This is a genomic window from Mycolicibacterium palauense (genome assembly GCF_002592005.1).
In the GTDB taxonomy this organism is placed as follows: Bacteria; Actinomycetota; Actinomycetes; order Mycobacteriales; family Mycobacteriaceae; genus Mycobacterium; species Mycobacterium palauense.
In genome coordinates, this window is sequence record NZ_NVQF01000031.1 from 1 (window position 1) to 20,394 (window position 20,394).

Below are 20,394 nucleotides of genomic sequence, written 5' to 3' on the forward strand. Positions count from 1 at the left end.
GTCACACGGAGTGACGGCGGCGGAGTCAGAGGGGGTGAGGCTCCAGGGGCGGCTCCAGCGGGGGATCCGGGGGCAGCTCGGGTGGCTCGGGGAGCGGCGACTAATCCCGGCCTACGGCGCTCGCATCGGCCGCCGCGCCGGTCGCTATCCTTCCCCGGTGTCCTCCCGACAGGTCTCCGACAGCATGACCGGCAAGGTTGCCTTCGTCACCGGTGGCGCGTCCGGAATCGGGGCCTCGCTCGTCACCAAGCTCGTTGAGCGTGGCGCCGAAGTCTGGATCGCCGACCGTCAGCTGGGTCCGGCCCAGGAACTCGCGCAACGCCTTGCGAACCCCGGGGCGGCCGTGCACGCCGTGGAACTCGACGTGCGCAGCTACCCCGATTTCGAGCGTGCGGTGGCCACCGCGATCGAGCAGTCCGGGCGCATCGACTATCTGTTCAACAACGCCGGTATCGGGATCGGCGGCGAAATCGACTCGTTCACCGTCGACGACTGGAACGACATCATCGACGTGAACCTGCGCGGCGTCGTGCACGGGATCCAAGCGGTGTACCCGACCATGATCAGTCGGCGCAGTGGCCACATCGTCAACACGGCGTCCATGGCCGGCCTGGTGACGATGACCGCGCAGGCCGGCTACTCCGCCACCAAACATGCGGTGGTCGCGTTGTCCAAGACGTTGCGGCTGGAGGCCGAACGCTATGGAATCCGGGTGTCGGTGCTGTGTCCCGGGGTGGTGCGCACCCCGATCCTGACCGGCGGGCGCTACGGGCGTAACACCAGTGTCAGCGACGAGGATCTGCTGAAGCTCGGGGAGGCCCTGCGGCCGATGGACCCGGACGACTTCGCCGAGCGGTCGTTGCGTGCGGTGCTGCGCAACGAGGCGATCATCGTGGTGCCGCGATGGTGGAAGGCGCTGTGGTACCTGGAGCGGCTCTCTCCGGCACTGTCGATGGCGGCGGCCAAGGTCGCGCTGAAGCGCACCCGCGAGGTGCAGACTCCGAGACCGCCGGCGACCCCGACACCGCCGAGCGGCTGATATCGCCGCCGCACAGCTGATGTCGACGGTGGGGATTCAGCGCGCAGCGACCAGTGCGATCAGGATCGTCGCGGCCAGTGCCGCGGTGCCGCCCCCGATCAGGGGTACCGCCGCGCCGGCCGACGGCACCGCGGGCCGGCCGGTGGCCGTGGTGGCCACCGTCAGCCGGCCGCGGGCGCGACTGACCGCGAAACATGCCAGGGACAGCAGAACGGCCAGGGTCGCCAGGGCCGCGCGCCCGGAGCCGAGCGGCCCCGTGTGATGGAACAACACGATCGCCGCGATCGCCAGCATGCCGATGGCGGTGCGCTCCCAGGAAAGATGGGTCCGTTCGATCTGCAGGCCGGGTTTGTCCGCCGGCGGCCGCGGCATGTCAGGAGCCTCCCACCGGCACGAAGTACATCAAGACGAGCAGCAGCACCGTGACGACGGCCAGGGCCACACCGAGCGGCAGCGGAATCCGGTTCGGCGGGAGGTCGGCCTCGCGGCGCATCGCGTTCTGCACCTGCTGCCACCGCCGGACCGACAGCACCGCCAGTACCCCGCCGCTGGCCACCAGAAAAGCGCTCAACCCGTGGCGCACGCCGGGGATGCCGAAGGACGGAACCAGCTGCAGCAGCGCCACGCCGCCGGCGATCAGCGCCAGGGCCGTGCGCAACCAGGCCAGGAACGTGCGTTCATTGGCCAGCGTGAACCGGTAGTCGGGCTCGTCCTCGATGACCGGCGGGTCCTCGGCGGGGCTACCTGCGGGATCGTCGCTCTGCGCGGGCACCATCAGCACATTCTCGCCGATGGGATGCTCACTGACCGGCCCCGGTGAACCACTTGGTCTTGATACGCCAGGAATGCGCGGAGGCCAGGGCGAACCCGGCACCGCACGAACAGGCGAAGAACCACACCAGCAGGTGGGCCGACGGCAGCGCCTGCAGGGTGGGGACCGCCGCGGTGATGATCCGCACGGCGCAGGCGAACAGGCCCGATACGGAGGCGATCAGGTAGATGTTGGCCACGACGCGCGACCGGGGATCGGTGCGCAGAATGAGCAGGGCCCGCGAGCCGTACACCAATAGGTAGGCCAGCGTCCCGCAGAGCACCAGCCAGTACATGCTCAGCCACAGGTCGGTGGGCACGGTGAAGAAGTCCGAGCGGTAGACCGCGGCGCCGTTGCCGACGGTGAACAGCGCCAGCAGCACCGGAATGCACAGGGTCGCGGGACGTTCGACGTGTTGTTTGAACCTCCGCTGCATGGCGTTGTCCTCCTGCAGCCGCCCGACGGCGTTGTAGACGATCGCCGAGGCGGCCACGATGTAGCAGTCGTGACCGATGTAGTCCTCGAGATTCCACTTGCCGGTCAGGTTGTGCAGCAGGCGCCCGACGGTCTCGGAGGCCAGCGGGGACATCAACGCCACGGCGGCGCCCTGCAGAGCGATGTTCAGGGTGGCCGCCACCTCCCACCGGCATTTCCACGTCACTCGCCGAATCCACAGGCTCCACGCAATGCACCCGAGAGTGATCGCGATGAGCGTTGCGAGAGCCATAAAACGCCTTCGTGGAAACTGCGGTGAGAAATGCCGTCAGACGGTCACCGAATTGTAGAACTCACAGCGGCGGAGCATCGTCGCGAAGTGCCAAATCGGGCAACCTCCGCGTGGGCTGCAGCCGGCGTGACTGCTGCCGAATATCGGTTGCTGGCTGCACCGTCAACGGCGCCGAGTCGAGGTAGCTCTGCACCTCGTGATGGCTCAGCAGTCCGAACCGGATCTGAAGGTCGACGCAGTTGAGCCCGAAACGGTCCGCGACCTGCCGTAACTCCTCTGCATTCGGGTAGTCGCGGTCCTTGATGCGCCGGTAGTACGTGCTGCTGGAGACCCCGAGAGCGTCGTAGATCGCCTTGGCGTCGAGTTCGCCGTCGAGCAGGTAGTCGAGCAGCGCCTTGAGTTGCCGGCCGTTCTCGTCGGTTCTGGGCATCGCTACACGATAACGGCAAATTCCCGGACTCGGGCAGCGGTGCCCGCATTGGCAGCACCCATCCAGAAATTGACACCGACGTCATACTTTTGGCAGAGATCTCCCATTTGTGGGACACCGCGGTAGCGTGAACGGCATGGTCTCACCTTCGGTTGTCGCCCCGTCGAGCGTGATGATGCGCGTCACCGACCACGAGGCGGTCGGGCGACCCGGTCCGGACCAGGTGGCGATGGTGTCCGCGCCGCTGACCTCGGTGTGGACCGACGAGTTCGACGCGGCGCTACCGAGCCTGGAGGTGAGCCCGGTCGAGTTGCTCTCGGCGGCGCTGGGCCGCACACTCTCGCGCACCGTGGGGGACGGTGTCGTCGCCGTCGATCTCGCCCTCGGCGCCCACTCGGCGACGCCGGTGCTGGTGCGTTGCGCGGGACCCGGCGTCCTCGACGCGACCGAGCTGCTGGCCTGGGTGCGCGACAGCCTGGCCGCACCGATTCCGGCCGGGGCGCCGGATGCGGTGTCACTGCGCTACATCCCCAACGCCACCGACCCGACACCCGCCCCTCGCGTGCCGTTGGAGCTGCGGGTGTATCCGGCCGACGGCCTGCTGCAGCTGGAGTGGTGGTTCGACGCGCGCTGCTTCGACCGCGCCACCGTCGAGGAGTTCGGTGAGCAGTTCCCGTTCGTCCTCGTCGAGCTCACCTCCGAGGCGGTCCCGCCGAATCGGACGGTCCCCGCGGCGATCTGACCCTCCGGGGCGCTACCCGACTTGCGGGCCCGAGTAATATCGCATGTCAGCGGCGTCGATCCGGCCATCACCGGGGAGCCTTCGGAAGAACGGCCACGGGTCCTCACCGTGGCCCAGTAGAACCGAACGGATGGGCCCGTCACAGCCCGAAATCGAGCGGCCACGCCACGGCGTGTGCAAGCGGGGTGGTACCGCGGCGTTCGCGCACCGGCGCGTCGTCGTCCCCGTGCCTCAGTGACACCCGGGCAGACACCTGGGCACAGGAGAGACGTGACCACCTACCCCAAGCCGTCCGGCGGCTCGCCCGACTTCCCGGCGCTGGAAGCCGAAGTGCTCGACTACTGGGCCGACGACGACACCTTCCGCGCCAGCGTCGACCGGCGTGACGGAGCCCCCGAGTACGTCTTCTACGACGGGCCACCGTTCGCCAACGGCCTGCCGCACTACGGTCATCTGCTCACCGGCTACGTCAAGGACATCGTGCCGCGCTACCGGACCATGCGCGGCTACAAGGTGGAGCGGCGTTTCGGCTGGGACACCCACGGGCTGCCCGCCGAGCTGGAGGTGCAGCGCCAGCTCGGGATCACCGACAAGTCCCAGATCGAGGAGATGGGCATCGAGAAGTTCAACGACGCCTGTCGCGCCTCGGTGCTCAAGTACACCGAGGAGTGGCGGGACTACGTCACCCGCCAGGCCCGCTGGGTGGACTTCGACAACGACTACAAGACGCTCGACCTGCCCTTCATGGAGTCGGTGATCTGGGCGTTCAAACAGCTGTGGGACAAGGGCCTGGCCTACGAGGGCGTGCGGGTGCTGCCGTACTGCTGGAACGACGAGACCCCGCTGTCCAGCCACGAGCTGCGCATGGACGACGACGTCTATCAGAGCCGCCAGGACCCCGCGATCACCGTCGGGTTCACGATCGCCTCCGAGGCGCCGGGCGCACTGGCCGGTGCACATCTGCTGGTGTGGACGACGACTCCGTGGACCCTGCCGTCGAACCAGGCGGTCGCGGTCCATCCGGAGGTGAGCTACGTCCTGGTGGCCGGTCCGGACGACAGGCGCTTCCTGCTCGCGCAGGCGCGGCTGGGCGCCTACGCCCGGGAGCTGGGGGAGGAGCCCGAGATCCTGGGCACCTACACCGGCGCCGAGCTGCTCGGTGTGCGCTATCTGCCGCCCTTCCCTTACTTCACCGACGGTGAGGGCGCCCGCAACGCCTTCCAGGTGCTGCAGGGCGACTTCGTCACCACCGAGGACGGCACCGGGATCGTGCACATGGCGCCGGCCTACGGCGAGGACGACAAGGCGACCACCGATACCGTGGGCATCGTCCCGGTGACGCCGGTCGACTCCAAGGGCCGCTTCGACGCGACCGTCGTGGACTACCGCAATCAGCATGTGTTCGACGCCAATCCGCAGATCATCCGGGATCTGAAGAACGGCACCGGCTCGGCGGCGGTCAACGGGGCGGTGCTGTTGCGGCACGAGACCTATGACCACGCGTATCCGCACTGCTGGCGCTGCCGCAATCCGCTGATCTACCGTGCGGTGTCGTCCTGGTTCATCAAGGTCAGCCAGTTCCGCGACCGGATGGTGGAACTCAATCAGCAGATCACCTGGTATCCCGAGCACGTCAAGGACGGCCAGTTCGGCAAGTGGCTGGCCGGCGCGCGCGACTGGTCGATCTCGCGGAACCGCTACTGGGGCAGCCCTATTCCGGTGTGGAAGTCCGACGATCCGGCGTATCCACGCATCGACGTCTACGGCAGCCTGGACGAACTCGAACGCGATTTCGGGGTCCGCCCGGACAATCTGCACCGGCCGTTCATCGACGAGCTGACCCGCCCCAATCCCGACGACCCCACCGGCCGGTCCACGATGCGCCGCATCGAGGACGTGTTCGACGTCTGGTTCGACTCCGGCTCGATGCCGTATGCGCAGGTGCACTATCCCTTCGAGAACGCCGACTGGTTCCTCGGTTCCCAGCACGCCCACGCCGACGGTCCACCCGAAGAGGCGCACTTCCCGGGCGATTTCATCGTGGAATACATCGGGCAGACGCGGGGCTGGTTCTACACACTGCACGTGTTGGCCACCGCGCTCTTCGACAAGCCCGCCTTCAAGACGTGTGTCTCGCACGGGATCGTGCTCGGCAACGACGGCCAGAAGATGAGCAAGTCGCTGCGCAACTATCCCGATGTCAGCGAGGTGTTCGACCGCGACGGCTCCGATGCGATGCGCTGGTTCCTGATGGCCTCGCCGATCCTGCGGGGCGGAAACCTGATCGTGACCGAACAGGGCATCCGCGAGGGCGTCCGGCAGGTGCTGCTGCCGCTGTGGAACGCCTATAGCTTCCTGAGCCTGTACGCACCCAAAGTCGGTGTCTGGCGGACGGATTCGCGGCACGTACTGGACCGCTACATCCTGGCCAAGCTTGCCGAACTGCGCGACGAGCTGACCGCCGCGATGGACGTCTGCGACATCTCCGGGGCCTGTGAACGGTTGCGGCAGTTCACCGAGGCCCTGACCAACTGGTATGTGCGCCGTTCCCGCAGCCGGTTCTGGGACGAGGATCCCGATGCGATCGACACCCTGCACACGGTGCTGGAGGTGACGACCAGGCTGGCGGCGCCGTTGTTGCCGCTGGCCACCGAGGTGATCTGGCGCGGCCTGACGGGTGAGCGCTCTGTGCACCTGACCGACTGGCCGGCCGAGGGGGTCGCGCCGGCGGACCCCGAGCTGGTGGAGGCGATGGACCGGGTCAGGGAGGTCTGTTCGGTGGGCTCCTCGCTGCGCAAGGCCAAGAAGCTGCGGGTGCGGCTGCCGCTGCCCAGACTGACCGTCGCCGTGGACAACCCCGGGCAGCTGCGGCCGTTCACCGACCTGATCGCCGATGAGCTGAACGTCAAGGCGGTCGAACTGACCGACGACATCGCCGCCTACGGGCGGTTCGAGCTGACCGTGAACGCCCGGGTGGCCGGACCGCGACTCGGCAAGGACGTGCAGGCCGCGATCAAGGCGGTCAAGGCCGGACAGGGCGTGGTGAACGCCGACGGCACACTGAGTGCCGGCCCGGCGACCCTGCTGGAGCAGGAGTACAGCTCCAAACTCGTTGCCGCCGAGCCCGAATGGACGGCTGCGCTACCCGACGGTGCGGGCCTGGTGGTGCTCGACGGCACTGTGACGCCCGAGCTGGAAGCCGAGGGGTGGGCCAAGGACCGCATCCGGGAACTGCAGGACCTGCGCAAATCCAGCGGGCTCGACGTATCCGACCGGATCTCGGTGGTGATGGCGGTCCCGGAAGCCGCACGACAGTGGGCGCAGGACCACCGGGACCTGATGGCCGGCGAGATCCTGGCCACCACGTTCGAGTTCGGCGAGCCGGAGACGGCCACCGAGATCGGCGACGGCGTGCGGGTGGCGATCGCCAAGGCCTGACCCGGCGTCAGCCGCCGGCCACCCGTGCCGCGCGGCCCTGCAGGGAGACGGTGTCGCCGGGGTGCAGCTGACGGCCCCGGCGCGACTCGGCCTCGCCGTTGACCGTCACCAGGCCCTCGGCGATGACCGCCTTCGCGTCGGCGCCGCTGTCGATCAACCCGGCCAGCTTGAGAAACTGCCCCAGCCGGATCGACTCGTCGCGTATCGGCACGTCGTCCATGTTCGTCAGGTTAGCCAAATACGATGCTGATCCGTGGAGCGCTGGGTCCTGCATCTGGACATGGATGCGTTCTTCGCGTCCGTGGAGCAGTTGACCCGCCCCACCTTGATCGGTCGTCCGGTGCTGGTGGGCGGGCTGGGCGGCCGCGGCGTGGTCGCGGGGGCCAGCTACGAGTCGCGGGTCTTCGGCGCCCGGTCGGCGATGCCGATGCACCAGGCGCGGCGTCTGGTCGGAGCGGGTGCGGTGGTGCTGCCCCCGCGCGGGGTGGTCTACGGAGTGGCCAGTCGGCGCGTCTTCGACACCATCCGCACCGTCGTTCCGGTGCTGGAGCAGTTGTCCTTCGACGAGGCCTTCGCCGAGCCCGCCGAGCTGGCCGGCGCCACCCCGGCCGAGGTGGAGGGGTTCGCGCAGCGGTTGCGGATGCGCGTGCAGGAGAGCACCGGCCTGGTGGCCTCCGTCGGCGCGGGGTCGGGTAAACAGGTCGCCAAGATCGCTTCCGGGCTGGCCAAACCGGACGGGATCCGGGTGGTCGGCCGCGACGAGGAGCGGGACCTGCTGACGGCGCTGCCGGTGCGCCGGCTGTGGGGAATCGGCCCCGTGGCCGAGGACAAGCTGCACCGGCTGGGCATCGAGACCGTCGGGCAGCTGGCCGCACTCACGGACACCGAGGTCGCCAGCATCCTGGGTGCCACCATCGGTCCCGCGCTGCACCGGCTGGCCCGCGGCATCGACGACCGTCCAGTGACCGAGCGTGCCGAGGCCAAGCAGATCAGCGCGGAATCGACGTTCGCCGCCGACCTGACCACCCTCGACGAGCTCCGCGACGCGGTGGGCCCCATCGGCGAACACGCCCACCGCCGGCTCATGCGTGACGGGCGCGGGGCGCGCACGGTCACCGTCAAGCTCAAGAAATCGGACATGACCACGCTGACCCGGTCTGCGACCCTGCCCTACGCCACCACCGAGGCCGCCACGTTGATCTCGACGGCCCGTCGGCTGCTGCTGGACCCGGTCAGCGTGGGTCCCATCCGGCTTCTGGGCGTGGGCTTCTCGGGTCTCTCGGACGTCCGCCAGGAATCGTTGTTCCCGGATCTGGAGCAGCAGGAGGCCGAATTCGGGGACACCGCGGTACCCGTGCCGTCACCACCACCCCAATCCGGGGGGTGGCGCATCGGTGACGACGTCGTGCACCCGGACTGGGGGCACGGCTGGCTGCAGGGAGCCGGGCACGGGGTGATGACGGTGCGGTTCGAGACGCGGTCGTCGGGACCCGGTCCGGCCCGGACCTTCGCCGTCGACGATCCCGCGATCGGCAGGGCGAACCCGGTCGACAGTCTGGACTGGTCGGACTATGTGCAGGGACTCGGCGAGGACGCCGTGCCGGGCTGAGCGGCGCCCGGAGCGGGGATGGCGACGACGGCGACGATGGCGCTGTCGGGCCAGAGCGAACGCGCGGTGGCCCGGCGGATCTTCTCGTGCAGCGGCAGGGTGCGGTGCACGTTGACCACGCCGGGGATCGGGAGCAGCGGCAGGATGTTGTACTGCCACCCGTAGCGGTCGTGCAGAGCGCGGTCCGCGGTCTCGGCGGCGGCGCCGTGCAGGATGGTGGCCCGCCCGGTCACGGTGGCACCCCCGGGCAGTACTCGGCCGCGGTGGTCGCACGGCCGCAGTTCCACGTGGGGGTTCGCGGTGAGCCGACGGGTCTTCGGGCCGACCTTGGTGCGGAAGACCAGGGTGTCCCGGTGAAAGGTGTCCCGGTGAAAGGTGTCCCCGTGAAGGGTGTCCCCGTCAACCCGGAACCAGATCGGGGTGTCCACCGCGCTGCCGTCGGATCGATAGCTGCGCAGCAGCGCATACCGGTGGGGCGTCAGGGCGGCCAGGGTGGCGTCGGTGTTCGTGGTCATGCCACCATCCAAGAACTTAGAGTTGACTCGAAGTCAAGGCCCCGGACCGCATGCACCGGAGCGCCCCGGGGGCAAGACGTAGCAGAGGAGAGCCACGTGGCCAGCGGAATGACCATCGGCGAGGTCGCCCGCCGCTCCGGAACCCCGGCGACCACGCTGCGGTTCTACGAGTCCGAGCGCCTGCTGCCCGCTCCCGAGCGGGTGGGGGGCCGCCGCCGCTACGACGAGTCAGTGCTGACCCGGCTGCAGATCATCGGGCTGTGCAAGGCGGCCGGGTTCAGCCTCGACGAGGTGCGCCTGCTGCTTTCCGACGACCGGCCGGGCCGCCCGGCGACCCGGAAGCTCGCCCACGAGAAGCTGGCTGCGCTGGACGCGCAGATGGCGACCCTGCGGCATGCGCGCTCGATCATCGAATGGGCGATGGCCTGCCGCTGCCCGTCCATCGACGACTGCAGCTGCGGTATTCACACGGCCCCGCCCCCCGAGGTGCTCGCGGCCGGCACGCCGGTCAGCCCCAGCGGCCCAGCGCCTCCTCGACGGTGACGCCGCCCGACAGCGCCGCCATGACGAGCACCCGCGCCTGCGGTGGACGCAGGTGGGGCACGACCACGGCACCGGCGTCGGCCAGCGCCCGCCCGGGCCCGTAGCCGGCGCTCACGCGCCCGCCGGGCACGCGGGTGGACACCGCGACGATCACCCCGTCGCGGCAGAGCCTCCGCACCCCGTCGACGACGGCGGCACCGGCATTACCGGATCCGAGGCCCTCGAGCACGATGGCCCGCGCGCCGGCGGCCACACAGGCGTCCATCGCGGTGCTGTCGGCGCCGGGGTAGGCCGCGACGATATCGACGCGCGGCGCCGCGGCGGCCGAGGCGGCGGGCAGCTGAGGGCGCACCGGTTTGCCCAGCGTCGCGGGTGCGCGGCCGTCGGCGCACCGGCCCAGCACGGGCGCCTCGAACCCGGTCAGGTCCGCGGTGGCCACCTTGGCCAGCCCCAACGGTGCGAGCACCCGGCCCGCGAAGCACACCAGCACCCCCTGGTCGCGGGCGACGGGATCGGCGGCCAGCGCCAGGGCGTCACGCAGGTTCGCCGGCCCGTCCGCATCGGGGGCGTCCGCGCTGCGCATGGCGCCGGTCAGCACCACGGGCGCCGGGCCGGCATAGGTCAGTTCCAGCCACAGCGCGGTCTCCTCCAGGGTGTCGGTGCCGTGGGTGATCACGATCCCGTCGGCGCCGTCGGCGGTCGCGTCGGTGATCGCGGCGGCCATCGCGTCCCAATCGGCGGGGGTCAGCTCGGAACTGTCGACGGCCATCAGCTCCACCGTGATGAGCTGCGAATCCGCCAAGGCGGCCCCCACAAGGTCGGCGCCGCTGTGGGTCGGCCGTTTGACGCCGTCGCTGTCGGTGCTGGTCGAGATCGTTCCGCCGGTGGCGATGACGACGAGGCGCGGCATGGCCAGATCATGCCTGACGCGGGATCCGCCCGTGGGCTGAGGGATGATGGAGGGGTGAGTGACGAGAAGCCCGGTTCGCGCGAGCCGGTGACCGCGGCCGAGAAGGAGGCCGAGCAGGGCGAAAAGGGGTCGGTCGAGAAGCCGGCCGGGCAGCCGGTCAGCGAGTCGGTCAGCGAGGCCGACGCCGCCGACGCCGCCGCGGGGGCCGGCCCGGACGTCCCGGAGGCGCCGGCCGCGCCGCGGAAGCGGATTCGCCTGCTGCTGTCGGTGGCGGCGGTGGTGCTGCTGCTCGACGTCGTCACGAAGGTGCTGGCGGTGAGGCTGCTGACCCCGGGGCAGCCGGTGTCGATCATCGGAGACACCGTCACCTGGACATTGGTGCGCAACTCGGGGGCGGCGTTCTCGATGGCCACCGGCTACACGTGGGTGCTGACGCTGATCGCGACCGGCGTCGTCATCGGCATTGTGTGGATGGGGCGCCGGCTGGTGTCGCCCTGGTGGGCGATCGGTCTGGGCATGATCCTGGGTGGCGCGCTGGGCAATCTGATGGACCGGTTCTTCCGGTCGCCCGGCCCCCTTCGCGGCCATGTGGTCGATTTCCTGTCGGTGGGCTGGTGGCCGGTGTTCAACGTGGCCGATCCGGCGGTGGTCGGTGGTGCGATCCTGCTGGTGGTGCTGTCGTTGTTCGGGTTCGATTTCGACACGGTCGGCCGTCGCGGATCCGGCGACGCACCCCCCGCCGGCGGGCCCGGTGACACGGTCGGCGCGGGCCGGCCCGACGATTCGGTCGGCGCGGGCCGGCCCGACGATTCGGTCGGCGGGAGCCGGCCGGACGATTCGGTCGGCGCGGGCCTGCCCGAGCCCGGGCCGGAGTGATGACCGATCGGTCGATGCCGGTCCCGGAGGGGCTGGCCGGGATGCGGGTCGACGCGGGGCTGGCGCGGCTGCTGGGCCTGTCACGGACGGCGGCTGCCACGCTGGCCGAGGAGGGCGGGGTCGACCTCGACGGCGTGCCCGTCGGGAAATCGGATCGGCTCAGCGCCGGGGCATGGCTCGATGTACGGCTGCCGGAGGCGCCCGCGCCCGTCGAGAACACTCCGGTCGACATCGAGGGCATGACCATCCTGTACTCCGACGAGGACCTGGTGGCCGTCGACAAGCCCCCCGGCGTGGCCGCGCACGCGGGCGTCGGGTGGCGCGGGCCCACCGTGCTGGGCGGGCTGGCCGCCGCGGGGTTCCGCATCAGCACGTCGGGCATCCACGAACGCCAGGGCATCGTGCACCGGCTGGACGTGGGCACCTCCGGGGTGATGGTCGTGGCGCTGTCCGAGCGCGCCTACACCGTGCTCAAGCGTGCGTTCAAACAGCGCACGGTGGACAAGCGCTACCACGCGCTCGTACAGGGCCATCCGGATCCGTCCAGCGGCACCATCGACGCACCCATCGGGCGGCACCGCGGGCACGACTGGAAGTTCGCGGTGACCGAGAACGGCCGGCACAGCGTCACCCACTACGACACCATCGAGGCGTTCGTGGCGGCCAGCCTGCTCGACGTGCACCTGGAGACCGGGCGCACCCACCAGATCCGCGTGCACTTCGCCGCGCTGCACCACCCGTGCTGCGGCGACCTGACCTACGGGGCGGATCCCACGCTGGCCAAGAAGCTCGGCCTGCAGCGGCAGTGGCTGCACGCCCGTTCGCTGTCCTTCGCCCACCCCGCCGACGGACGGCGCATGGAGATCACCGCGCCCTACCCGGACGATCTGCAGCACGCCCTGGACGTGCTGCGCCGCCACGAATTGTGATCGAGCCCCGTCGCGCCGGACTGGCGTACGGAACCGGCGCGTTCGTCTGGTGGGGGCTGTGCCCGGGTTTCTTCCCGCTGCTCCTGCCGGCCGGGTCGCTGGAGGTGCTGGCGCACCGGATCGTGTGGAGCGCGGTGTTCCTGGTGCTCATGCTCGTCGCGATGCGCCGCATCGGAGATCTGGCCCGGTTGTCGCGGCGCACCTGGCTGCAGTTGGCGGCGGCGTCGGTGCTGATCTCGATCAACTGGGGCACCTACATCTTCGCGGTCACCCATGGTCACGTCGTCGACGCGGCGCTCGGCTACTTCATCAACCCGCTGGTCAGCGTTGCGCTGGGTGTGCTGGTGTTTCGTGAGCGGATCGGGCGCTGGCAGCTGGCCGCGCTGACGATCGCGGTGTCCGCCGTGGCGCTGCTGGCGGCCGAGGCCGGCGGTCTGCCGCTCGTCGCGATCGTGCTGGCGCTGTCGTTCGGCGTCTACGGCTCGGTCAAGAAGGTGGTCAGTGCCGATCCCCGGGTCAGCGTCGCGGTGGAGACCCTGCTGGCGCTGCCGGTGGCCGGTGGCTATCTGGTGACCCTGCACGTTCTCGGGGTCGGCCACTTCGTCAACAGCGGTACCGTCCACGCGCTGCTGCTGCTGCTGGCCGGCCCGGTGACCGCCATCCCGCTGCTGTTGTTCGCCGCGGCGGCGCAACGCCTGCCGCTGGTGACGATGGGCCTGCTGTTCTACCTGAACCCGGGCCTGCAGATGGTGTGGGGCATCGTCGTGGGGCACGAACCGATGCCGGCGGGCCGCTGGCTCGGATTCGCGCTCATCTGGCTGTCGCTGCTGGTGCTCACCATCGGAACCCTGCGCGGCCGGGCCGCCAGATCGGCGGGCCCGACCCGGCGCCCCGCCGATCAGGGGGTGCGGCAGACGAACGTGTCACCGTAGAAGTCGACGGTGACCTCGCCCTGGTGCTCCCAGTACTCCACGCCGGTACGGCCGTAGCGCGCGCCGCTGCCCGAGCGCTCGATGAACACGATCGCCGTCTCGGTCTCGGTCTCGGTGTCGGTGTCGGTGTCGGTGTCGCTGTCTGTTCCGTGGGTCAGCACGGCGGCCGGCGGATCGAACTGGTTGTAGAACCGGGCCGTCAGGGTCTGCTGCCCCGGACAGGAGTACGTGATCGTCGGCGGTCTCACGGTGTCGGGATCGTCGATCTTGAGCTCGACCAGCCGGGTCTGGTAAGCCTCCACAAGGCAGCGGTGCATGTCTTCGGCGGTCCGGCCGGCGTTGCGGCCGGCCTTCCCGCACTCGTCGCGCCCGGCGACCCAGCCGTCTTGGGTGCTCTGAAGGGCCGCCCGGTCCGCACCGGCGGTCTTGAGGGCGTGGGCGTACTCGGCGGCCAGCCGACGGTCCAGCGAGGCGAGCGCGGGGTCGGAGCACACCATCTTCTCGACGTCGGTGGCCGCGGTGGCGCAGTCGAAGGACGGACCGGAGGCGCCGGCCACGGCGCTGGTGGTGGTCGCCGTCGGTGTCACCGTGGTCACGGTGGACGTGCTCGTGGACGTGCTCGCGGATGTGTTCGGTGTTGCGGTGCCGGGTTCGTTCGGGGCGCAGGCCGCCAGTCCCATCAGCACCACCGCGCAGGTCGCCGTGATCCTCGTCGCCGCTCGCACATCCCGCATCGCTCCTGGGTACCACGTGGTGGTCGGGGACACGCCGGTGACGCCACGCCGACACACGCCCGACCCACCCCGAAACCTCTGCAGAACTGTCGGCGGGCGGTCATAGACTGACGGGCCTATGAGTACCAGCGGCTCCTTCGTGCACCTGCATAACCACACCGAGTACTCCATGCTCGACGGGGCCGCCAAGATCAAGCCCATGCTGGCCGAGGCCGAGCGGCTTGAGATGTCCGCCATCGGAATGACCGACCACGGCAACATGTTCGGTGCCAGCCAGTTCTACAACGAGGCCAAGCGCGCCGGCATCACCCCGATCATCGGGATCGAGGCGTACATCGCGCCGGGCTCCCGCTTCAACACCAAGCGCATCACCTGGGGTGACCCCAGCCAGAAGTCCGACGACGTGTCGGCCAGCGGCGCCTATCTGCACATGACGATGGTCGCCGAGAACGCCACCGGGCTGCGCAATCTGTTCAAGCTGTCCTCGCTGGCCTCGTTCGAGGGCCAGCTGGGCAAGTGGGCCCGCATGGACGCGGAGATCATCGCCGAACACGCCGAGGGCATCATCGCCACCACCGGCTGCCCCTCCGGCGAGGTGCAGACCCGGCTGCGGCTCGGGCACGACCGCGAGGCGCTGGAGGCGGCCGCCAGGTGGCGGGAGATCTTCGGGCCCGAGAACTTCTTCCTGGAGCTGATGGACCACGGGCTGTCCATCGAGCGCCGCGTCCGCGACGGCCTGCTGGAGATCGGCCGCAAGCTGGACATCCCGCCGCTGGCCACCAACGACTGCCACTACGTGACCCGCGACGCCGCGCACAATCACGAGGCGCTGCTGTGCGTGCAGACCGGCAAGACGCTGTCGGACCCGAACCGGTTCAAGTTCGACGGTGACGGCTACTACCTGAAGTCGGCCGCCGAGATGCGCGAGATCTGGGACGCCGAGGTCCCGGGTGCCTGCGATTCCACCCTGTGGATCGCCGAGCGGGTCCAGCCCTACGACGACGTGTGGACCCCGCGCGACCGGATGCCGGTGTTCCCGGTGCCCGACGGCCACGACCCGGCGTCGTGGTTGCGTCACGAGGTGCAGGCCGGGCTGCAGCGCCGCTTCCCGTCGGGGGTGGGCCAGAACTACCTCGACCGGGCCGCCTACGAGATCGACGTCATCTGCACCAAGGGTTTCCCCTCCTACTTCCTCATCGTCGCCGACCTGATCAGCTACGCCCGCTCGATCGACATCCGGGTCGGGCCCGGCCGCGGCTCGGCCGCCGGGTCGCTGGTCGCGTTCGCGCTCGGCATCACCAATATCGACCCGATCCCGCACGGGCTGCTGTTCGAGCGGTTCCTCAACCCGGAGCGGCCGTCGGCCCCCGATATCGACATCGACTTCGACGACCGTCGCCGCGGCGAGATGGTGCGCTATGCCGCCGAGAAGTGGGGCAGTGACCGCGTCGCCCAGGTCATCACCTTCGGCACCATTAAAACCAAGGCCGCGCTGAAGGATTCGGCACGGGTGCATTACGGTCAGCCCGGTTTCGCCATCGCCGACCGGATCACCAAGGCGCTGCCCCCGCCGATCATGGCCAAGGACATCCCGCTGTCGGGGATCACCGACACCGGCCACGAGCGGTACAAGGAGGCCGCCGAGGTCCGTGGGCTGATCGAGACCGACCCGGATGTGCGCACCATCTACGAGACGGCCCGCGGGCTGGAGGGTCTGGTCCGCAACGCCGGGGTGCACGCCTGCGCGGTGATCATGAGCTCCGAGCCGCTGATCGAGGCGATCCCGCTGTGGAAGCGGCCCCAGGACGGCGCGGTGATCACCGGGTGGGACTACCCGTCGTGCGAGGACATCGGCCTGCTCAAGATGGACTTCCTCGGGCTGCGCAACCTGACGATCATCGGCGACGCGATCGCCAACATCAAGGCCAACCGCGGTATCGACCTGGACCTGGAAACCCTTGAGCTCGAAGATCCCGCGGCCTACGAGCTGCTCAGCCGCGGCGACACCCTGGGTGTGTTCCAGCTCGACGGCGGGCCGATGCGCGATCTGCTGCGCCGTATGCAGCCCACCGAGTTCAACGACATCGTCGCCGTGCTGGCGCTGTACCGGCCCGGGCCGATGGGCATGAACGCCCACAACGACTACGCCGACCGTAAGAACGGGCGGCAGCCGATCAAACCGATCCACCCCGAGCTCGAAGAACCGCTGCGCGAGATCCTGTCCGAGACCTACGGCCTGATCGTCTATCAGGAACAGATCATGTTCATCGCGCAGAAAGTGGCCTCCTACTCCATGGGCAAGGCCGATTCGTTGCGCAAGGCGATGGGCAAGAAGAAGCTCGAAGTGCTCGAGGCGGAGTACAAGGACTTCTACAGCGGCATGACCGCCAACGGCTTCTCCGAGGCGGCCGTGAAAGCGTTGTGGGACACCATCCTTCCCTTCGCCGGGTATGCGTTCAACAAGTCGCACGCCGCCGGCTACGGCCTGGTGTCCTACTGGACGGCCTACCTGAAGGCCAACTATCCGGCCGAGTACATGGCGGGGCTGTTGACCTCGGTCGGCGACGACAAGGACAAGGCGGCGGTGTACCTGGCCGACTGCCGCAAGCTGGGGATCACCGTGCTGCCGCCCGATGTCAACGAATCGGTGCACAACTTCGCCTCGGTGGGCAGCGACATCCGCTTCGGGCTGGGCGCGGTCCGCAACGTCGGCGCCAACGTCGTCTCGTCGCTGATCCAGACCAGAACCGAGAAGGGCAGTTTCACCGATTTCTCGGACTACCTGAACAAGATCGACGTGGCGGCCTGCAACAAGAAGGTGACCGAGTCGCTGATCAAGGCCGGTGCGTTCGACTCGCTCAAGCACGCCCGCAAGGGGCTGTTCCTGGTGCACACCGACGCCGTCGACTCGGTGCTGGGCACCAAGAAGGCCGAGGCGATGGGCCAGTTCGACCTGTTCGGTGGCGCGGACGGTGATGGCGGCGAGGCCGGTGACTCGGCGTTCATCATCCGCGTGCCCGACGAGGAGTGGGACGACAAACACAAGCTCGCGCTCGAGCGCGAGATGCTCGGGCTCTACGTCTCGGGCCATCCGCTCAACGGGGTCGCGCACCTGCTGGCCAACCAGGTGGACACGGCCATTCCGGCGATCCTCGACGGTGATGTGGCCAACGACACCACGGTGCGGGTGGGCGGGATTCTGTCCAGCGTCGAGCGCCGGGTCAACAAGAACGGACTGCCCTGGGCCTCAGCACAGTTGGAAGACCTCACCGGTGGCGTGACGGTGTTGTTCTTCCCCCAGACCTACTCGTTGCACGGCGCCGAGGTCGCCGATGACGCCGTGGTGTTGCTGAGCGCGAAGGTCCGCATCCAGGATGACCGGATATCGCTGATCGTCCACGACCTGGTGGTGCCCGACTTCAGCAACGCGCAGGTGGATCGCCCGCTGGCGGTCAGCCTGCCGACCCGCCAGTGCACCTTGGACAAGGTGAGCGCGCTCAAGCAGGTGCTGGCGCGTCACCCCGGAACCTCGCAGGTGCATCTGCGGCTGATCAGCGGCGAACGCATCACCACCCTGGAGCTCGACCAGTCACTGCGGGTGACGCCGTCGTCGGCGCTGATGGGTGATCTGAAGGCACTGCTGGGCCCGGGCTGCCTGGGCGGCTGACCGCGGGACCGGGGCGGGCTAGATGCTGATGACGGTCGCCCCTTCGAGGGTGTAGCGCAGGTAGGCCTCCCGCGCGGCTTCCAGCTGGATGCCGCGCCTGGCCAGCGTCTCGGCAGCGTTCAGGGACAGCGCGAAGTTCAGGCAGGCGCTCACGGGAACGCCCGCGGCGATGAGTCCGTCGACGGCCTCGTTGAATTCGGATCGGCGCTCGTCGGTCAGCGCGCGTTGCGCACCGGCGAACACGAAGACCTCCAGCGTGACTGCCCGGGAGGGGGCGACCTCGTGAATCCGCCGCGCGACGGTGGTTGCCCCGATGAGGGAGTCGGTGTCGGCGCGAACCACGTTGATCACTGTCTTGGCATGGTGGGGGCTGTTCATCAGCCCATCGTCGCCCAGTACCGGTGCGCCCGCCCGGTCTACTGGTGGTGGCCGAGTAGGGGAGCGGCGACCCAGACGAGGGTTGCCGCGGCGGCGCCGCCGAGGACACCGGCGGCGATGCTGGCCGTCGCCGCGGTGGCGATGCCGAGGATCAGCACTCCGACGACCAGTGCGACGAGCTTGTAGGCCGGCCAGGGCACACCCGCGATCGACACCACGGCGGTGGTGGGATGAGCCGCGGCGGCCCGGAATTCTTCGGCGCTGGTCACGTGTTTCAGGATAGCCGCGAAACCTGGTTTCGGGTAGCCGAAACACCGGATATGGTGCCCCGATTTGGCTAGGCTGGCTAGATGCCGCTCTCAGGAGAGTATGAACCCAGCCCCTTCGACATGGCCCGGGAAAACGCCGACAAATACATGAAATCCGGCGGCACGGAAGGCACCGAGATGCAGGGGCGCCCGGTCGTTCTGTTGACCACGCTGGGCGCCAAGACCGGCAAGATCCGCAAGACCCCGCTCATGCGTGTCGAACACGACGGCCAGTACGCCGTCGTCGCATCGCTGGGGGGCGCCCCCAAACACCCCGCCTGGTATCACAACGTCAAGGCGAACCCGCGGGTGGAGCTGCAGGACGGCACGGTGACCGGCGACTACGACGCGCGGGAGGTCTTCGGCGAGGAGAAGGCGCAGTGGTGGGAACGCGCCGTGGCGGCCTTCCCGGACTACGCCGAGTACCAGAAGAAGACGGATCGCCAGATCCCGGTGTTCGTGCTCACACCGGTGCCCTGACCGGTTAGGAACTGGGCAAACACCCGTGGCACCATTGACCGGTGTCCGCTGAACTGAGCCAGAGTCCCCGGGTGTCGCCGCTGACCGCGGCCGATATCGAGGCGGCGGCGCAGCGAATTTCGGGCGTGGTCACACCCAGTCCGCTGCAGTACTGCGAGCGGCTGTCACAGATCACCGGCGCGCAGATCTACCTCAAACGTGAGGATCTGCAGGTCGTGCGCTCCTACAAGCTGCGCGGTGCCTACAACCTGCTCATGCAACTGAGTCCGGAGGAGATCGCCGCCGGGGTGGTGTGCTCATCGGCGGGAAACCACGCGCAGGGCTTCGCGCTGGCCTGCCGGTCGATGGGGATCCATGGCCGCGTGTACGTGCCGGCCAAGACCCCCAAACAGAAGCGTGACCGGATCCGCTTTCACGGCGGGGAGTTCATCGAGCTGATCGTGGGCGGCAAGACCTACGATATGGCCGCCGAGGCGGCCCGCGCGGATGCCGCGAGCACGGGCGCGACCCTGGTGCCGCCCTACGACGATGTCCGGACCATGGCCGGGCAGGGCACCATCGCCGTTGAGGTGCTCGACCAGCTCGACGGGGAGCCCGACCTGATGATCGTGCCCGTCGGTGGTGGCGGCTGCATCAGCGGTATCACCACCTACCTGGCCGAGCGCACCGCCCGCACCTCGGTGCTGGGCGTGGAGCCCGCCGGGGCGGCTTCCATGCTGGCGGCGCTGTCCGAGGGCGTTCCGGTGACACTCGACCACGTCGATCAGTTCGTCGACGGTGCCGCCGTCGCGCGCGCGGGCACCCTGCCGTTCCAGGCGCTCTCGGCCGCCGGCGACATGGTGTCGATCACGGCGGTCGACGAGGGCGCGGTGTGTACGGCGATGCTCGACCTCTACCAGAACGAGGGCATCATCGCCGAACCCGCGGGCGCGTTGTCGGTGGCCGGACTGCTCGAAGCCGACATCGAACCGGATGCCACGGTGGTGTGCCTGATCTCCGGGGGCAACAACGACGTGTCCCGCTACGGGGAGGTCCTGGAACGCTCGCTGGTGCACCTGGGGCTCAAGCACTACTTCCTGGTCGACTTTCCCCAGGAGCCGGGTGCGTTGCGGCGGTTCCTCGACGAGGTGCTGGGTCCCAACGACGACATCACGCTGTTCGAGTACGTCAAGCGCAACAACCGCGAGACGGGCGAGGCGCTGGTGGGAATCGAACTCGGCTCGTCGGCCGACCTCGACGGGCTCCTGCACCGGATGGCCGCCTCGGAATGCCATGTCGAGCAGTTGGCGCCGAACTCCCCGGTGTACCGCTACCTGACCTGACCCG

The 20,394-nt window shown here is 69.2% G+C and carries 21 protein-coding genes; 11 read left to right on the plus strand and 10 right to left on the minus strand.

The window, feature by feature from the left end:
• Positions 1–184: 184 nt before the first annotated feature.
• Entirely contained in the window at positions 185–1,039 is an 855-nt protein-coding gene (locus CSR00_RS14180; protein WP_099023053.1) for an SDR family NAD(P)-dependent oxidoreductase, read from the plus strand.
• A 36-nt stretch (positions 1,040–1,075) separates the two neighbouring features.
• Here CSR00_RS14180 and CSR00_RS31020 read toward each other — a convergent pair whose 3' ends face one another.
• From CSR00_RS31020 to CSR00_RS14200, 4 genes are all read right to left on the minus strand, one after another.
• A complete protein-coding gene (locus tag CSR00_RS31020; RefSeq protein WP_099023054.1) occupies positions 1,076–1,411 on the minus strand; it encodes a DUF202 domain-containing protein in 336 nt (111 codons plus the stop codon).
• A gap of 1 nt (position 1,412) precedes the next feature.
• Entirely contained in the window at positions 1,413–1,814 is a 402-nt protein-coding gene (locus CSR00_RS14190; RefSeq protein ID WP_099023100.1) for a YidH family protein, read from the minus strand.
• A gap of 25 nt (positions 1,815–1,839) precedes the next feature.
• Positions 1,840–2,577: a hypothetical protein gene (locus CSR00_RS14195; RefSeq protein WP_099023055.1), complete on the minus strand. Its 738-nt coding sequence runs from the start codon at positions 2,575–2,577 to the stop codon at positions 1,840–1,842.
• Between the two features lie 61 nt (positions 2,578–2,638).
• Positions 2,639–3,007, minus strand: coding sequence for a transcriptional regulator (locus tag CSR00_RS14200; protein ID WP_099023056.1), 369 nt, complete (start codon positions 3,005–3,007; stop codon positions 2,639–2,641).
• A 136-nt stretch (positions 3,008–3,143) separates the two neighbouring features.
• Here CSR00_RS14200 and CSR00_RS14205 point away from each other — a divergent pair, with 136 nt between their 5' ends.
• Positions 3,144–3,749: a hypothetical protein gene (locus tag CSR00_RS14205; protein ID WP_141564359.1), complete on the plus strand. Its 606-nt coding sequence runs from the start codon at positions 3,144–3,146 to the stop codon at positions 3,747–3,749.
• 270 nt (positions 3,750–4,019) lie between these two features.
• On the plus strand, positions 4,020–7,187 hold the full coding sequence (ileS, locus tag CSR00_RS14210; RefSeq protein WP_099023058.1) for an isoleucine--tRNA ligase: 3,168 nt from the start codon (positions 4,020–4,022) through the stop codon (positions 7,185–7,187).
• A 7-nt stretch (positions 7,188–7,194) separates the two neighbouring features.
• On the opposite strand, the gene CSR00_RS14215 is transcribed toward ileS, so the two are convergent.
• Positions 7,195–7,407: an RNA-binding S4 domain-containing protein gene (locus tag CSR00_RS14215; protein ID WP_099023059.1), complete on the minus strand. Its 213-nt coding sequence runs from the start codon at positions 7,405–7,407 to the stop codon at positions 7,195–7,197.
• Between the two features lie 60 nt (positions 7,408–7,467).
• Between CSR00_RS14215 and CSR00_RS14220 the strand changes: the two genes are divergently transcribed.
• Positions 7,468–8,796: a DNA polymerase IV gene (locus CSR00_RS14220; RefSeq protein WP_099023101.1), complete on the plus strand. Its 1,329-nt coding sequence runs from the start codon at positions 7,468–7,470 to the stop codon at positions 8,794–8,796.
• Here the strand turns inward: CSR00_RS14220 and CSR00_RS14225 are convergent.
• The gene (locus CSR00_RS14225; protein WP_099023060.1) at positions 8,757–9,311 is read right to left on the minus strand and encodes a PPOX class F420-dependent oxidoreductase; all 555 of its coding nucleotides are present in this window, start codon (positions 9,309–9,311) and stop codon (positions 8,757–8,759) included. The genes CSR00_RS14220 and CSR00_RS14225 overlap by 40 nt on opposite strands.
• A 108-nt stretch (positions 9,312–9,419) precedes the next feature.
• Between CSR00_RS14225 and CSR00_RS14230 the strand changes: the two genes are divergently transcribed.
• Positions 9,420–9,854 (plus strand): MerR family transcriptional regulator, encoded by a 435-nt coding sequence (locus tag CSR00_RS14230; RefSeq protein WP_176562060.1) that lies wholly within the window; start codon positions 9,420–9,422, stop codon positions 9,852–9,854.
• Here the strand turns inward: CSR00_RS14230 and CSR00_RS14235 are convergent.
• A complete protein-coding gene (locus CSR00_RS14235; RefSeq protein WP_099023062.1) occupies positions 9,820–10,764 on the minus strand; it encodes an asparaginase in 945 nt (314 codons plus the stop codon). The genes CSR00_RS14230 and CSR00_RS14235 overlap by 35 nt on opposite strands.
• A gap of 54 nt (positions 10,765–10,818) precedes the next feature.
• Between CSR00_RS14235 and lspA the strand changes: the two genes are divergently transcribed.
• The 3 genes from lspA to rarD are packed head-to-tail and all read left to right on the plus strand — an operon-like array spanning position 10,819 to position 13,501.
• Positions 10,819–11,640, plus strand: coding sequence for a signal peptidase II (gene lspA, locus CSR00_RS14240; RefSeq protein ID WP_407662443.1), 822 nt, complete (start codon positions 10,819–10,821; stop codon positions 11,638–11,640).
• Positions 11,640–12,569: an RluA family pseudouridine synthase gene (locus CSR00_RS14245; protein ID WP_099023063.1), complete on the plus strand. Its 930-nt coding sequence runs from the start codon at positions 11,640–11,642 to the stop codon at positions 12,567–12,569. The genes lspA and CSR00_RS14245 overlap by 1 nt, the downstream gene beginning before the upstream one ends.
• A complete protein-coding gene (gene rarD, locus CSR00_RS14250; protein WP_245906007.1) occupies positions 12,566–13,501 on the plus strand; it encodes an EamA family transporter RarD in 936 nt (311 codons plus the stop codon). The genes CSR00_RS14245 and rarD overlap by 4 nt, the downstream gene beginning before the upstream one ends.
• Here rarD and CSR00_RS14255 read toward each other — a convergent pair.
• Positions 13,468–14,235, minus strand: a complete 768-nt coding sequence (locus tag CSR00_RS14255; protein WP_245906008.1) for an MliC family protein — start codon at positions 14,233–14,235, stop codon at positions 13,468–13,470. The genes rarD and CSR00_RS14255 overlap by 34 nt on opposite strands.
• 118 nt (positions 14,236–14,353) lie before the next feature.
• On the opposite strand from CSR00_RS14255, the gene dnaE reads away from it, so the two are divergent.
• On the plus strand, positions 14,354–17,902 hold the full coding sequence (gene dnaE, locus CSR00_RS14260) for a DNA polymerase III subunit alpha (RefSeq protein ID WP_099023064.1): 3,549 nt from the start codon (positions 14,354–14,356) through the stop codon (positions 17,900–17,902).
• Between the two features lie 18 nt (positions 17,903–17,920).
• On the opposite strand, the gene CSR00_RS14265 is transcribed toward dnaE, so the two are convergent.
• Both CSR00_RS14265 and CSR00_RS14270 read right to left on the minus strand, forming a co-directional pair.
• Positions 17,921–18,280 (minus strand): hypothetical protein, encoded by a 360-nt coding sequence (locus CSR00_RS14265; RefSeq protein WP_099023065.1) that lies wholly within the window; start codon positions 18,278–18,280, stop codon positions 17,921–17,923.
• A 38-nt stretch (positions 18,281–18,318) separates the two neighbouring features.
• A complete protein-coding gene (locus CSR00_RS14270) occupies positions 18,319–18,549 on the minus strand; it encodes a hypothetical protein (protein ID WP_099023066.1) in 231 nt (76 codons plus the stop codon).
• A gap of 81 nt (positions 18,550–18,630) precedes the next feature.
• Here CSR00_RS14270 and CSR00_RS14275 point away from each other — a divergent pair, with 81 nt between their 5' ends.
• The gene (locus CSR00_RS14275; protein ID WP_099023067.1) at positions 18,631–19,068 is read left to right on the plus strand and encodes a nitroreductase family deazaflavin-dependent oxidoreductase; all 438 of its coding nucleotides are present in this window, start codon (positions 18,631–18,633) and stop codon (positions 19,066–19,068) included.
• A gap of 41 nt (positions 19,069–19,109) precedes the next feature.
• Positions 19,110–20,390: a threonine ammonia-lyase IlvA gene (ilvA, locus tag CSR00_RS14280; protein WP_099023068.1), complete on the plus strand. Its 1,281-nt coding sequence runs from the start codon at positions 19,110–19,112 to the stop codon at positions 20,388–20,390.
• Positions 20,391–20,394: the final 4 nt, after the last annotated feature.

Coding starts and splice junctions, on each gene's coding strand:
- CSR00_RS14180 (WP_099023053.1), top strand. CDS start 185: ATGACCGGCAAGGTTGCCTTCGTCACCGGTGGCGCGTCCGGAATCGGG.
- CSR00_RS31020 (WP_099023054.1), bottom strand. CDS start 1,411: ATGCCGCGGCCGCCGGCGGACAAACCCGGCCTGCAGATCGAACGGACC.
- CSR00_RS14190 (WP_099023100.1), bottom strand. CDS start 1,814: ATGGTGCCCGCGCAGAGCGACGATCCCGCAGGTAGCCCCGCCGAGGAC.
- CSR00_RS14195 (WP_099023055.1), bottom strand. CDS start 2,577: ATGGCTCTCGCAACGCTCATCGCGATCACTCTCGGGTGCATTGCGTGG.
- CSR00_RS14200 (WP_099023056.1), bottom strand. CDS start 3,007: ATGCCCAGAACCGACGAGAACGGCCGGCAACTCAAGGCGCTGCTCGAC.
- CSR00_RS14205 (WP_141564359.1), top strand. CDS start 3,144: ATGGTCTCACCTTCGGTTGTCGCCCCGTCGAGCGTGATGATGCGCGTC.
- CSR00_RS14215 (WP_099023059.1), bottom strand. CDS start 7,407: ATGGACGACGTGCCGATACGCGACGAGTCGATCCGGCTGGGGCAGTTT.
- CSR00_RS14220 (WP_099023101.1), top strand. CDS start 7,468: ATGGATGCGTTCTTCGCGTCCGTGGAGCAGTTGACCCGCCCCACCTTG.
- CSR00_RS14225 (WP_099023060.1), bottom strand. CDS start 9,311: ATGACCACGAACACCGACGCCACCCTGGCCGCCCTGACGCCCCACCGG.
- CSR00_RS14230 (WP_176562060.1), top strand. CDS start 9,420: ATGACCATCGGCGAGGTCGCCCGCCGCTCCGGAACCCCGGCGACCACG.
- CSR00_RS14235 (WP_099023062.1), bottom strand. CDS start 10,764: ATGCCGCGCCTCGTCGTCATCGCCACCGGCGGAACGATCTCGACCAGC.
- CSR00_RS14245 (WP_099023063.1), top strand. CDS start 11,640: ATGACCGATCGGTCGATGCCGGTCCCGGAGGGGCTGGCCGGGATGCGG.
- CSR00_RS14255 (WP_245906008.1), bottom strand. CDS start 14,235: ATGCGGGATGTGCGAGCGGCGACGAGGATCACGGCGACCTGCGCGGTG.
- dnaE (WP_099023064.1), top strand. CDS start 14,354: ATGAGTACCAGCGGCTCCTTCGTGCACCTGCATAACCACACCGAGTAC.
- CSR00_RS14265 (WP_099023065.1), bottom strand. CDS start 18,280: ATGAACAGCCCCCACCATGCCAAGACAGTGATCAACGTGGTTCGCGCC.
- CSR00_RS14275 (WP_099023067.1), top strand. CDS start 18,631: ATGCCGCTCTCAGGAGAGTATGAACCCAGCCCCTTCGACATGGCCCGG.